We start from the raw sequence: 12,288 nt of genomic DNA on the forward strand, positions 1-12,288 counted from the left end.
CCGCTGGCGGCGCCGGCCGGCACGGCAGCGCCGATCCTCAGAGCCGGCTGTGGATCACAGGCCCCTTGAACACCACCGGGCCGCTTGGCCCATCGGCATTGGGCGAGCCGCCCGGCGGCTCGATGCTGACCGCCAGCGCGGGCGCCGCCGCGGGCAACCGCGCCAGCGCCAGCCGGGCTTCGGGTGCCCGGCCGATCACGCCCAGTGACTGCGGCTTGCCACCCGCAGGCAGCGCCCACAGCTGCAATACCTGCTGGTCGCTCAGGGCCAGGTGATCCAGGCGGCGCACGATCAGGCTGCGTGCGCCGGCATCCCACGACACCAGCATCGCAGGCTGGGCACGGTCGTCGTTCAGCACGGCGACGACCTCGGCCGGCGCCGCCTGATCCTGCCGGGCCAGCTGGATGCCGATGCCGACGGCCAGCACCGCCACCATGGCCATTGCCGCCGCGGCGCCACGCCAGAACACCGGGGCCGACCACAGGCGCTGCCACCAGCCGTCCGCGGGACGGGTGTCACGGGCCGGGCGGGCCGGCTGACTGGCCGAATCTGCCACCTTCCAGCCGAGGCGATCCTCGATCCCGCACCACACCTTGTCGACCGGCTCGGCGGCCGCCTGCAGCTCGGCCACGCCCGCCAGCCGTGCCTGCCAGCGGTGGATCGCGGCGCGCACCGCGGGCTCTTCGCGCGCGAGTTGTTCCAGGCGGCGCCGTGCGCCGCCGCGCAGCACCCCCAGCGCGTACTGCGCGGCGATGCGGTCGAGCAGGTCGGGATGGCTGGCCAGCTTCATGCCGCGCCCTCCATGCAGCTGCGCAGCCGCTCCAGGCCGCGCCGGATCCACGACTTGACCGTCCCCAGCGGCGCGCGCAGCCGGGCGGCCAGCTCGGCGTGGCTCAGGTCCTGCAGGTAGGCCAGCATGATGGCCTGGCGCTGCGGCTGCTCCAGGCGCTGCAGGCAGCGGTTGAGCGCGCGTGCCTGCTGGCTGGCATCGGCCAGTTCCGCGGGCCCGGCCGTGTCGTCGGCCAGCCATTCGCCCAGGTCTTCGTCCAGCTCGACCGTCTGCCCGACGCGTGCCGCGCTTGCCCGGCGCAGGCAGTCCAGCGCGCGGTTGCGCACGATCGCGGTCATCCAGGTCATCGGCGCGGCCAGGTGCGGCCGGTAGTCGCCGGCGTGGTGCCAGATGCTGACAAAGCTTTCCTGCACGACATCCTCCGCCCAATCACGCCTGCCAGTGATACGCAGCGCAAGGCCAAACAGTTTCGTCGCGGTGAGGTCATAGAGGCCGCGCAGCGCCTGCCGCTCGCCGATGGCCACGGCCTGGAGCAGGGCCGCAAGACGCTCGGCGCCGGGCGGCGCGGCGTAGGTTTCGGCGGAAGGGGACACCGGAGAAGGGGGCACCGGGGCGTCTCTCGAAAGGGTGTTGCCGGATTATAGGCACGACCTTGCATCCGATTGGCCCCGGCGTGCGTATCAGGTGGCAGGCGCACGATGGCGGCCCCAGGCTGCGGGCCGCGGCGCCCTTGATCCCACACAGGAGAACACCATGGAACGCATGCGCACGACTGCCGCCACGGCAGATCCGACCGATTCCCGTGACCGCATTGTGACCGCGCCCGATGCGCGCCGCCGCGGGCTGCTCAAGGCGCCGGGGCTGTTCGCGCTGGGCTCGCTGGCCGTCATCAGCCTTGGCGAGTCCATGCCAGCCTGGGCGCAGACCCAGTCGGGCAGCACCAGGGACGACATCAATATCCTGAACACCGCGCTGGGGCTGGAATACCAGGCGATCGCCGCCTATCAGGTCGGCGCGGAAAGCGGCCTGCTGCAAAAGCCGGTGCTTGCCACCGCGGTCAAGTTCCAGGACCACCACAAGGCGCACGCGCAGGTGCTGGCCGGGACAGTGTCGAAGCTGGGCGGCACGCCGGTGGTGGCGAAGAAGGCGTCGGAATACACATTCCCGACTGAAAAGCTGAAGACCCAGGCCGATGTGCTGCGTTTTGCCGCGGGGCTGGAGAAGGGCGCCACCGCCGCCTACCTGGGCGTGCTGCCGAACTTCCACAACCGCGAACTGACCCGCGCCGCCGGCAGCATCCTCGGGGACGAGGCGATGCACTGGGCGGTGCTGCTGCACGCGCTGGGTGAAGATCCGGTGCCGGGGGCGTTTGTGGGGTGAGGGGGTAGACTGGCGCCATTTGAAAAAGCTGCCGCCCGATGTGGACGCGCCCCTCTGCCGCACGCGGGAGAGGGGCGCGAACCGGCAGCACTCTGACGCCAATCAGCCCGTATTGCGCAGGCCCGCCGCGACCCCGTTGATGGTCAGGTGGATGCCGCGCCGCACCCGGATGTCATCGCCATCCTTGCCCGAGCGGAAACGCTTGAGCAGCTCGACCTGCAAGTGGTTCAGCGGATCGAGATACGCAAAGCGGTTCTTGATCGAGCGCGCCAGCAGCGGGTTGTCCGCCAGCCGTTCCTGGTGGCCGGTGACCAGTGTCAGCATCTCGCAGGTCAGGTGCCATTCCTTGCTGATGCGGTTGAACACGGTGCGGCGCAGGGCCGCGTCGTCGCACAGCTGGGCGTAGCGCGAGGCCACGGCCAGGTCGGTCTTGGCCAGCACCATGTCCATGTTGGACAGCAGCGTCGAGAAGAACGGCCAGGTCTTGACCATGCGGCGCAGCGTGGTCACGGCCAGCTTGCGCGCCTTGTCGTCCGGCGCAGTGTCCAGCAGCGACTTGACCGCGCTGCCGAAGCCGTACCAGCCCGGCAGCAGCAGCCGGCACTGGCCCCACGAGAAGCCCCACGGGATTGCCCGCAGGTCTTCGATGCGGCGGTGCTTCTTGTCCATCAGCTTGCGCGAGGCCGGGCGCGAACCCAGGTTCAGGTCGGCGATCTCGGTGATCGGCGTGGTGGCGAAGAAGTAGTCCTTGAAACCCGGGGTCTCATACACCAGGTCGCGGTAGGCCGTGAAGGCGCGGTCCGACAGCTGCTGCATCACCGCCTCGAACATGTCGAGGTCCCTGGGCGCGTTCTGCTGCGGCAGCAGCGACGCTTCCAGCGTGGCCGCGACCACCGTTTCCAGGTTGCGCCGGCCGATCTCGGCGTTGGCGAACTTGCTGTTGATGATCTCGCCCTGTTCGGTGAGGCGGATCTGGCCGTTCACGGTGCCCGGCGGCTGCGACAGGATGGCATCGTAGGTCGGGCCGCCACCGCGGCCGACGGTGCCGCCGCGGCCGTGGAACAGGCGCAGCTTGACCTGGCGCTGCTCGAACAGCTGCACCAGCGCCAGCTCGGCCTTGTACAGCTCCCAGGTGGAAGTCAGGAAGCCGCCGTCCTTGTTCGAGTCCGAGTAGCCCAGCATCACTTCCTGCTCGACGCCATGGTGCGCGATCACCGAGTCAAAGCCCGGCAGGTCCAGCAGCGACTCCATGATGCCGGCGGCGTTGCGCAAGTCCTCGATGGTCTCGAACAGCGGGATCACCATCAGCTCCATGCGCGCCGGGTCGGTCTTGCTGCCCAGCGTGCCCTGCAGCATGCCGGATTCCTTCTGCAGCAGCATCACTTCGACCAGGTCCGACAGCGTCTCGGTGTGCGAGATGATGTAGTTGCGCGCAATGCGCTTGCCATAGCGCGCGCGAAGCTCGCGCGCGGCGGCGAAGATCGCCAGTTCCTTGCGGGTCTGCTCGGAGTACTCATGCCACGGCAGCGTCAGCAGGCGCGGCTGGCGCAGTTCGGCCAGCAGCAGTTCCAGCTTGCGCGCCTCGGGCAGGGCGGCGTAGTCGGGGGCGATGCCGGCGGCGGCGAACAGCTCGGCGATGACCGCCTCGTGCACGTCCGAGACCTGGCGCATGTCGACCGATGCCAGGTGGAAGCCGAACACGCCGATGGCGCGCGCCAGCGCGTCGATGCGGCCATTGGCCAGCGCCTGGCCATGGTTGGCGCGCAGCGAGTCGACCACCACCTGCACATCGGCGGCAAAGACCTCGGCGCTGTCATAGGGCTCGGCCGGCGCCACCGGGCGGCGCGGCACGGCATGGCCGGTCAGCGCCTTGCTGGTTGCGGCCAGGCGCGCGTAGATGCCGATCAGCGCGCGGCGGTAGGGCTCGTCGGCGCGATGCTCGGAGTGGTCGGGCGAGCGCTCGGCCAGCGCCAGCAGTTCCGCGCTGGCGTCGACCATCAGCGTCGACATCGACAGCTCCGCGCCCAGCGCATGGACTTCATCCAGGTACCAGTCGATGATCATCTGCCCCTGCTGGCTGGCGGCGTGCTCCAGCGTCTCGGCAGTGACGTTGGGGTTGCCGTCGCGGTCGCCGCCGATCCAGGAGCCCATCTGCAGGAACGGGGCCAGCGGCGCCGCCTTCGTGCCCGGGGCTCCCGGGGTGCCCTTGCGCTTGCGCGTGGCGGGGAACACCGCGGCGATGTCTTCTTCCAGCTCGCTCATCAGCTGCGGGATGCCGCGCAGGAAGCAGGTGCGGTAGTACGACAGGGCGTTTTCGATCTCGTCGGCCACCGTCAGGCGCGAATCGCGCAGCATGCGGGTCTGCCACAGCGTGGTGACCTTGGCGCGCAGCTGCGCGGTGTTGTGCTCGCGCTCGCGCGCGGTCATCGGCAGGTCGCGCTCGGCCAGCAGGCGGGCGATCTCACGTTCGGCGTCGAGAATACTCTTGCGCTGGACTTCGGTCGGGTGCGCGGTCAGCACCGGCACGATCAGCGCCTCGTCCAGGAACTTGCGCAGCTGCTTGCCGGTCACGCCGGCGGCGTCGATCGCCTCCAGCGCGTGGGCCAGGCTGCCCGCCTGCGGCGGCGAGCCGGCCAGCGCGTGCACGCGGCGGCGGCGGTTGTGGTGCTGGTCCTCGGCGATATTGGCCAGGTGCGAGAAATAGCTGAACGCGCGCACGACCTGGTTGGTCTGGTCGCGCGACAGGCGCTTGAGCAGGCGGTCCAGCTCCGCGCCGGCGGCGCGGTCGTTTTCGCGGCGGAAGCGCACCGCGGTCTGGCGGATGGTCTCGACCACCTCGAAGGCGGCGTCGCCTTCCTGTTCGCGCAGGCATTCGCCCAGCAGGCGGCCCAGGAAGCGGATGTCCTCGCGCAGCGGCACGTCCTTGTCAGCAGTGCGGCGGGCGGTGGGGGCGATGGCGGTTCCGTTGCTCGACACGATGGAAAGCTTGGGCTTGGGGGAGCGTTTGGTCCCGCTGCGGGTGGCGGGGCGTTTCGATTCGGTGGTGGATGCGCCGTTTGCGTCACCTTGGCCGGCGCCGAGGGCAGGGCTTTGGTCTTTCGCAGCCGGGGCGGTCCGCCGGCCGTTGGGGCGCGCAGCATGCTGCGTCATGCAATCTCCTCGTTCTGCTTCTCTAAGCTTATCTATTGGTGCGGAGGGGCTATTGGGTCGCGTGCTACCATTGACGCATGTCGTCTGCCACCCTGTCTTCCTCTACCGCTGTCGTGTCTCGCAATCTTCCGCAAAAGCTCGTCATTGCCTCCCGAGAGAGCCGTCTGGCCCTGTGGCAGGCAGAACATGTGCGTGCTGCGTTGCAACAATACTATCCCGCGTGCGACGTGTCCATTCTTGGCATGACGACGCGCGGAGACCAGATTCTAGACCGTACGCTGTCCAAAGTCGGCGGCAAGGGTTTGTTTGTCAAAGAACTGGAGTTCGCGATGGACGAAGGCCGGGCGGACCTGGCGGTGCATTCGCTCAAGGATGTGCCGATGGAGTTGCCCGAAGGCTTCGCCCTGACCGCGGTGATGGAACGCGAGGATCCGCGCGACGCGCTGGTGTCTTCCGCCTACGCCTCGCTGGACGACATGCCGGCCGGCACCGTGGTCGGCACCTCCAGCCTGCGCCGTGAAGCCGCGCTGCGCAGCCGCTACCCGCAACTCGTGATCAAGCCGCTGCGCGGCAACCTGGACACGCGGCTGGGCAAGCTGGATCGCGGCGAATACGGCGCCATCATCCTGGCCGCCGCCGGCCTCAAGCGCCTGGGCCTGGGCGAGCGCATCCGCGCGCTGATCCCGATCGACGTGTCGCTGCCGGCCGCAGGCCAGGGCGCCCTCGGCATCGAGATCCCGGCCAACCGCCCTGAACTGGCGCAATGGCTGGCAACCCTGAACCACCAGCCGACGGCGCTGGCCGTGACCGCCGAGCGCGCCGTGTCGCGCATGCTGGGCGGCTCGTGCCAGGTGCCGCTGGCCGCCCATGCGCGCTGGGAAGGCGATCAGCTGAAGTTGGACGCCTTTGTCGCCTTGCCCGATGGCACGCGCGCCATCCGCGCTGCCGCGTCCGGACCGGCTGCTGACCTGGCCGCCGCCGAAGCGCTGGGCCAGGCCTGCGCGCGCGACCTGCTGGCGCAGGGTGCCGAAGCCATCCTCGCGGCACTGGCCGATTCTGGCGATCCCGCCGGCTCCCAAGCTCCTGCCTGAGGCTGCCCCATGCCCAGCCCGACCGTCGTTGTCACACGACCCGCCGGGCAGTCCCGGCAACTGACCGAGGCGTTGCAGGCCGCGGGCCTGGACGTACTCAGCTTTCCCTTGCTGGCCATCGGCCCGGCCGCTGACGACGCGCCGCTGCGCGTGGCACTGGCGCGGCTGGACACCTTTGCGCTGGTGGTCTTTGTCAGTCCCAATGCCATTACCTTCGCGCTCGACGCGCTGGCCGGCGTGCAGGGCGCGGCCGTGGCCCAATGGCCGGCGCAGGTGCCGGTGGCGGTGGTCGGGCCGGCCAGCGTCGCGGCCCTGGCCGAGCGCGGCATCGCTCCGCCCGCGTGCAGGGTGATCGCGCCCGCGGGCGCTGCCGCGAACGGGCAGGGCGCCGATGACATCGCGCCGGAGGCCGAAGCGCTGCGCTTTGACTCCGAGGCCCTGTGGGCCCGGCTCGATCCCGCCGCGCTGGCAGGCAAGCCGGTCCTGATCATCCGCGGCAACGGCGGGCGCGACTGGCTGGGCAAGCGCCTGCGCGAGGCCGGTGCCCAGGTCGAGGCCGTCGAGGCCTACCGGCGCACGCTGCCCGAACCCAGCGCCATGCAGTGGCAGGCCGTGCGCGACAACCTGCGTCCCGGCGCGGCGCCGCATGCGTGGCTCCTAACCAGTTCTGAAGCGGTGCGCAACCTTGACGCGCTGGCACGCCAGCATCTGTCGCCTGAGGAAGACGCTGCCCTGCGGCAGGTGCAGTGCATCGCGCCGCATGCGAGAATCGCCGAACAGGCGCTGGCGCTGGGTTTCCCCCATGTCCAGCGCGCCGCCCCGGGCGATGCCGGCTTGCTGGCGGCGTGCCTGCAGTGGGCCGATGCCCATGCCGGTCCGGCGCCGGCAAGCATGGCCAGCGCGGCAACCGAAGCCAGCCCGCCCAGCGCCAAAGCCGAAGCGCCACCGGCCCCCGTGCCGGACGCAGCAGTTCCCGCAACGTCAACGAAGGTCGAACGCGTGACGCAAGAAACCACGTCCTCCTCCGCTACGCCGCCGCCCACGGCGGCCTCCGCAGCATCGGCGCAAGCCGCGCCCGCGCCGGGCCCCGCTACCCCCGCTGCTCCCAGTGCAGCCTCACGGCGGTCCGCTGCGTTGTGGGCGCTGGTCGCCGTGCTGGTGGTGGCAACGGCTGGCGGCTTCTGGTGGCTGCAGCAGCGCGTTGACCACCTGACCGGCGAGCTGGCGCGCCGCCAGCAAAGCAACGATGCGCTGGTGCAGGAGTCGCGCGTGCTGACCCGCAACGCGCAGGACACGGTCAAGGAACTGCAGGCCAAGGTCGGTGCGCTGGAGAACCAGGTCAGCGAGACCCGCGACAAGCAGGTGGCGCTGGAACAGGTCTACCAGGACCTGATGCGCAACCGCGACGACTGGGAAATCGCCGAGATCCAGCAGCTGCTGACCAGTGCCGGCCAGCAATTGCAGCTGACCGGCAACGTCCAGGTGGCGCTGGCCGCGCTGCAAAGCGCCGACGCCCGCCTGGCGCGCGCCGACAAGCCGCAATACAACCTGCTGCGCCGCGCGATCGCGCGCGACGTCGCGCGCATGAAGGCGGTGCCCGACACCGACCTGACCGGTGCCGCAATCAAGCTGGACGAGGCCATCAACCAGATCGACGCACTGCCGCTGCTGTCCAGCGAACGCATGCTGGAGCGCAGCGAGGCCGACGCCCGCAAGGGTGCCGCCGGCAATGGTGCCAGCGCGCCGGCCGCCGCCAACGGCACGGGTCCGGGCTGGTTCACGCGCCTGTGGGACTACCTGCGCGAGGAACTGGCGCAGGTGGTCCGTATCCGCAAGGTCGACGATGCCGAGGCGCTGCTGCTGTCGGGCGATCAGGGCTGGTTCCTGCGCGAGAACGTCAAGCTGCGCCTGCTCAATGCGCGCCTGGCATTGCTGTCGCGCAACGAACCCGTGTTCCGCAATGACCTGGCCGCCGCGCAGGCGATGATCGGCCGCTATTTCGATACCAAGTCGCGCCGGGTGCAGGGGGTGCTGACGCTGCTGCGGCAGGCGCAGGCCGGCGCGGTCACGGTGCAGCTGCCGACCATGTCCGAAAGCCTGGGCGCGCTGCATGCCCTGAAGAAGGAGTAAGCCCATGCGCCTTCTGTTCTGGGTTGCGGTCCTGTTTGGCGGCGCCGTCGGGCTGGCCCTGTTCACGCAGTTCAACCACAGCAATGTGGTGCTGTTCTATCCGCCGTATCGCGTCGAGCTGTCGCTGAACCTGGCGCTGGCCTTGCTGCTGTTGCTGTTCTTCGTGGTGTGGACGGTGATGTCCACCGTCCGCCATCTGGCCGACATGCCGCGCCGCGCCGCCGCCTACCGCGAGCGCAGCCGCATGAGCAAGGCACAGGCGGCGCTGCGCGAGTCGATCGAAAACCTGTTTGCCGGCCGCTTCGCCCGCGCCGAGCGCGCCGCGCGCGAGGCGCAGTCCTGGGACGACCAGGCCCAGACCGCCGCGCTGATCGGCGCCCGCGCCGCGCACCGGATGCAGGAAACCGAGCGGCGCGACGCCTGGATGTCGCAGGTCACCGACCCCGAGCGCGAACAGGCGCGGCTGGTGTCGATGGCCGAGTTGCTGGTCGATGCCCGCGACGCCGACGGCGCGCTGGAAACCATCGCCCAGCTGCAGTCGCAGGGTGCGCGCCAGATCCATGTGCAGCGCATCGCGTTGCGCGCGCACCAGCACCTGAAGAACTGGACCGAGGTGCTGCGCCTGGCGCGCTCGCTGGAAAAGCGCAACGCCCTGCATCCGGTGCTGGCGCTGCGGCTCAAGCAGATGGCCGTCGAAGCCATGCTGGACGAGCGCCGCCACGACGCCGATGCGCTGTCTGAGTTCTGGCGCTCGCTGTCCACCGACGAGCGCCGCGCCACCCGCATCGCCGAACCCGCGGCGCGTTACTTCGCGGCGCTGGGCCGGCAGAACGAGGCCCGCCGCATTATCGAAGACGCGCTCAAGGTCAACTGGGACAGCCGCCTGGTGCTGCGCTATGCCGATTGCGCCGTTCCCGGCCACGCGCTGCCGCAGATCCAGCAGGCGGAGAAATGGCTGGCGGCGCATCCCGCCGACGCCGACCTCTACTACACGCTGGGCGTGCTGTGCCTGGGCGAGAAGCTGTGGGGCAAGGCCCAGTCCAGCTTCGAGCGCGCGCTGAAATATGCCGAGCCCGACCAGCAGCGCCGCCTGCGCGTGCGCACGCACCTGGCGCTGGCGCGGCTCTTCGAGGAAACCGAGCGCTTCGACGACGCGCAACGGCATTATCGCGAGAGCGCGATGCTGGCGGCCTGAGGATTTCAGGCTGCGCGTAAACTAACCGATTGTGTGCTCCCTCTCTCCCGCAAGCGGGAGTGGGGCGCACCGACCGCAGGCAAACTGCGGCAGCAATCTGGCCTGTCACACAGCAGCCGCGTCACCATCCATCCCTACCATCATCCATTCCATGACTCTCGACCGCATCCTCCAATCCCAGGGCTTTGGCACGCGCCGGTACTGCGGCGACCTGATCGCCGCCGGGCTGGTCGAGGTCAACGGCGAACTGTGCGAAAACCCGCGCGCGCAGTTTGAAGTCGACGGCCTGCGGCTCACTGTAGACGGCGAGGAATGGCTGGCCTGCACCAAGGCCTACCTGATGCTGAACAAGCCCACCGGCTACGAATGCTCGCAGCGCCCGCGCCATCATCCCAGCGTCTACAACCTGCTGCCGGTGCCGCTGCGCCAGCGCGAGGTGCAGGCCGTGGGGCGGCTGGACCACGACACCACCGGGTTGCTGCTGCTGACCGACGATGGCCAGTTCATCCACGCCCAGACCTCGCCCAAGCGCAAGGTGCCCAAGATCTATGAAGTGACGACTGCCGAGCCGGTCACGCCGGAGCAGGCCGAAGCGCTGTGCAGTGGCGTGCAGCTGCTCGACGAACCGGCGCCGATCGCTGCAGAAGCGTGTGAGATCACCGGCGAACGCAGTCTGCGGCTGACCCTGGTGCAAGGCAAGTACCATCAGGTCAAGCGCATGGTGGCGGCGGCCGGCAACCATGTCAGCGCGCTGCATCGCAGCGCAATTGGCGGCCTGCAGCTCGATCCGGCCCTGGCCGAAGGCGAGTGGCGCTGGCTGACGGCGCAAGAGCTGGCCGCGCTGACCCGCAAGGATTGAGCCAAACTGCAACCCCAGACCGTGGCCGGGCGCTCATTGCTGCACTGCAGCGCCCGCCAATCTTTTCCGGAAGACCCCCGGCGATTTGATAAAATGCAAGGCATGGCGAAGCCCGAAGCACCTATCAATCTGACCAATCAGTTCCTGATTGCCATGCCTGGCATGGCTGATCCGACTTTTTCGGGTTCCGTCGTCTATATCTGCGAACACAATGATCGTGGCGCGCTCGGGCTGGTGATCAACCGGCCCATCGACATCGACATGGCCACGCTGTTCGACAAGATCGACCTCAAGCTTGAAATCCAGCCAGTCGCGCACCAGCCGGTCTACTTCGGCGGCCCGGTGCAGACCGAGCGCGGCTTCGTGCTGCATGACCCGGTGGGCGTCTATGTGTCGTCGCTGGCCGTGCCCGGCGGGCTGGAAATGACCACCTCCAAGGACGTGCTGGAGGCCGTGGCCAACGGCAGCGGCCCGCACCGCTTCCTGCTGACGCTGGGTTACTCCGGCTGGGGTGCCGGCCAACTGGAGGAAGAGCTCAGCCGCAACGGCTGGCTGACGGTCCAGGCCGATCCCGAAATCATCTTCAGCGTGCCGCCCGACGAGCGCTTCGCCGCCGCCATCCGGCTGCTGGGCATCGACTTCACCATGCTGTCCGGCGAGGCCGGGCATGCCTGATGCCGTGGGGCGTGAACTGCCCCGCGACGGCACGGTCCTGGCATTTGACTACGGCGAAAAAAAGATCGGCGTCGCGCTGGGCAACTTCATCACGCGCGAGGCGCGTGCGTTGACCATCCTCCCCAATATCACCGTGGAAGGCCGCTTTGAGGCCGTGGCGGCACTCATCCAGGAATGGAACCCGGTGCAGCTGATCGTCGGCATGCCGGTCAACCCCGAAGGCGGCGAGCAGCCCTCGATGAAGCTGGCGCGGCGTTTCGGCAACCAGCTCAATGGCCGCTTCGACCTGCCGGTGGAGTGGGTCGACGAGCGCTATACCTCGCGCGCCGCGTCGATGGCCGGCGCCCGCCGCGGCGAGCTTGATGCCGAGGCCGCCCGCATCATCCTGCAACAGTATTTCGACCAATTCCCGCTATGACGCAGATTTCCGTTCCCGACGCCGAGTCGCTGTACCGCAAGCTGCTGGACCAGGCCCAGGCGTTGATCCCCGAGGCCGAGCGCGCGCGCTGGTCGGTGGCCGGCATCTATTCAGGCGGTGCGTGGATCGCCGCGCGGCTGGCCGCGGACCTGAAGCTGCCCGAGCATGGCGTGATCAACGTTGCCTTCCATCGCGACGACTATGCCAAGAAGGGCCTGCACAGCCAGGCCCAGCCGACCACGCTGCCGTTTTCGGTGGATGACCGCAATATCCTGCTGATCGATGATGTGCTGGCCACGGGCCGCACCATCCGTGCCGCCGTCAACGAGCTGTTCGACTACGGCCGTCCCGCGCGCGTGGCGCTGGGCGTGCTGGTCGACCGCGGCGGGCGCCAGCTGCCGATTGCCGCCGACCTGACTGCCGCCGAGATGGCGCTGCCGCCTGGCACCACGCTGGTGCTGTCGCGCCAGGGCGAGGGCGCCGGCGCACAATTCGCCTTTGCGACCGAACCTACCGATTCCGCCACCGGCTAAACCCGCCCGAATGCCCCAGGCGCGCCGTGCGCGCCTGACCCCCAGCTCCAAGACCAGACCACCCCCG

General features: G+C 69.3%; 11 protein-coding genes. 8 read left to right on the forward strand and 3 right to left on the reverse strand.

The features are described from left to right. Window positions 1–37: 37 nt before the first annotated feature. Both AC07UK_RS11995 and AC07UK_RS12000 read right to left on the reverse strand, forming a co-directional pair. Complete coding sequence (locus AC07UK_RS11995) at window positions 38–790, reverse strand: anti-sigma factor (RefSeq protein ID WP_436222459.1); 753 nt, start codon at window positions 788–790, stop codon at window positions 38–40. Continuing rightward, on the reverse strand, window positions 787–1,383 hold the full coding sequence (locus tag AC07UK_RS12000; RefSeq protein ID WP_010813835.1) for a sigma-70 family RNA polymerase sigma factor: 597 nt from the start codon (window positions 1,381–1,383) through the stop codon (window positions 787–789). The genes AC07UK_RS11995 and AC07UK_RS12000 overlap by 4 nt, the downstream gene beginning before the upstream one ends. A 160-nt stretch (window positions 1,384–1,543) precedes the next feature. Here AC07UK_RS12000 and AC07UK_RS12005 point away from each other — a divergent pair, with 160 nt between their 5' ends. Next, window positions 1,544–2,170, forward strand: coding sequence for a ferritin-like domain-containing protein (locus tag AC07UK_RS12005; protein WP_013957759.1), 627 nt, complete (start codon window positions 1,544–1,546; stop codon window positions 2,168–2,170). 102 nt (window positions 2,171–2,272) lie between these two features. On the opposite strand, the gene ppc is transcribed toward AC07UK_RS12005, so the two are convergent. Continuing rightward, on the reverse strand, window positions 2,273–5,320 hold the full coding sequence (ppc, locus tag AC07UK_RS12010; RefSeq protein ID WP_494686753.1) for a phosphoenolpyruvate carboxylase: 3,048 nt from the start codon (window positions 5,318–5,320) through the stop codon (window positions 2,273–2,275). A gap of 77 nt (window positions 5,321–5,397) precedes the next feature. Between ppc and hemC the strand changes: the two genes are divergently transcribed. The 7 genes from hemC to pyrR all read left to right on the forward strand — a co-directional run bounded on the left by hemC (window position 5,398) and on the right by pyrR (window position 12,221). Next, the gene (hemC, locus tag AC07UK_RS12015; RefSeq protein ID WP_494686752.1) at window positions 5,398–6,411 is read left to right on the forward strand and encodes a hydroxymethylbilane synthase; all 1,014 of its coding nucleotides are present in this window, start codon (window positions 5,398–5,400) and stop codon (window positions 6,409–6,411) included. 9 nt (window positions 6,412–6,420) lie between these two features. Further along, entirely contained in the window at window positions 6,421–8,541 is a 2,121-nt protein-coding gene (gene hemDX, locus AC07UK_RS12020) for a fused uroporphyrinogen-III synthase HemD/membrane protein HemX (RefSeq protein WP_494686751.1), read from the forward strand. Window positions 8,542–8,545: 4 nt separating this feature from the next. Further along, complete coding sequence (locus AC07UK_RS12025; protein WP_436222455.1) at window positions 8,546–9,736, forward strand: heme biosynthesis protein HemY; 1,191 nt, start codon at window positions 8,546–8,548, stop codon at window positions 9,734–9,736. Window positions 9,737–9,887: 151 nt separating this feature from the next. After that, on the forward strand, window positions 9,888–10,595 hold the full coding sequence (locus AC07UK_RS12030) for a pseudouridine synthase (protein ID WP_494686750.1): 708 nt from the start codon (window positions 9,888–9,890) through the stop codon (window positions 10,593–10,595). Between the two features lie 102 nt (window positions 10,596–10,697). Next, complete coding sequence (locus AC07UK_RS12035) at window positions 10,698–11,270, forward strand: YqgE/AlgH family protein (RefSeq protein WP_035816620.1); 573 nt, start codon at window positions 10,698–10,700, stop codon at window positions 11,268–11,270. Further along, on the forward strand, window positions 11,263–11,688 hold the full coding sequence (ruvX, locus tag AC07UK_RS12040) for a Holliday junction resolvase RuvX (protein ID WP_013957752.1): 426 nt from the start codon (window positions 11,263–11,265) through the stop codon (window positions 11,686–11,688). Before AC07UK_RS12035 ends, ruvX begins: the two co-directional genes overlap by 8 nt. Beyond that, window positions 11,685–12,221 (forward strand): bifunctional pyr operon transcriptional regulator/uracil phosphoribosyltransferase PyrR, encoded by a 537-nt coding sequence (gene pyrR / locus AC07UK_RS12045; protein WP_010813826.1) that lies wholly within the window; start codon window positions 11,685–11,687, stop codon window positions 12,219–12,221. The genes ruvX and pyrR overlap by 4 nt, the downstream gene beginning before the upstream one ends. Window positions 12,222–12,288: the final 67 nt, after the last annotated feature.

The organism is Cupriavidus sp. GW821-FHT07C08 (assembly GCF_059419025.1).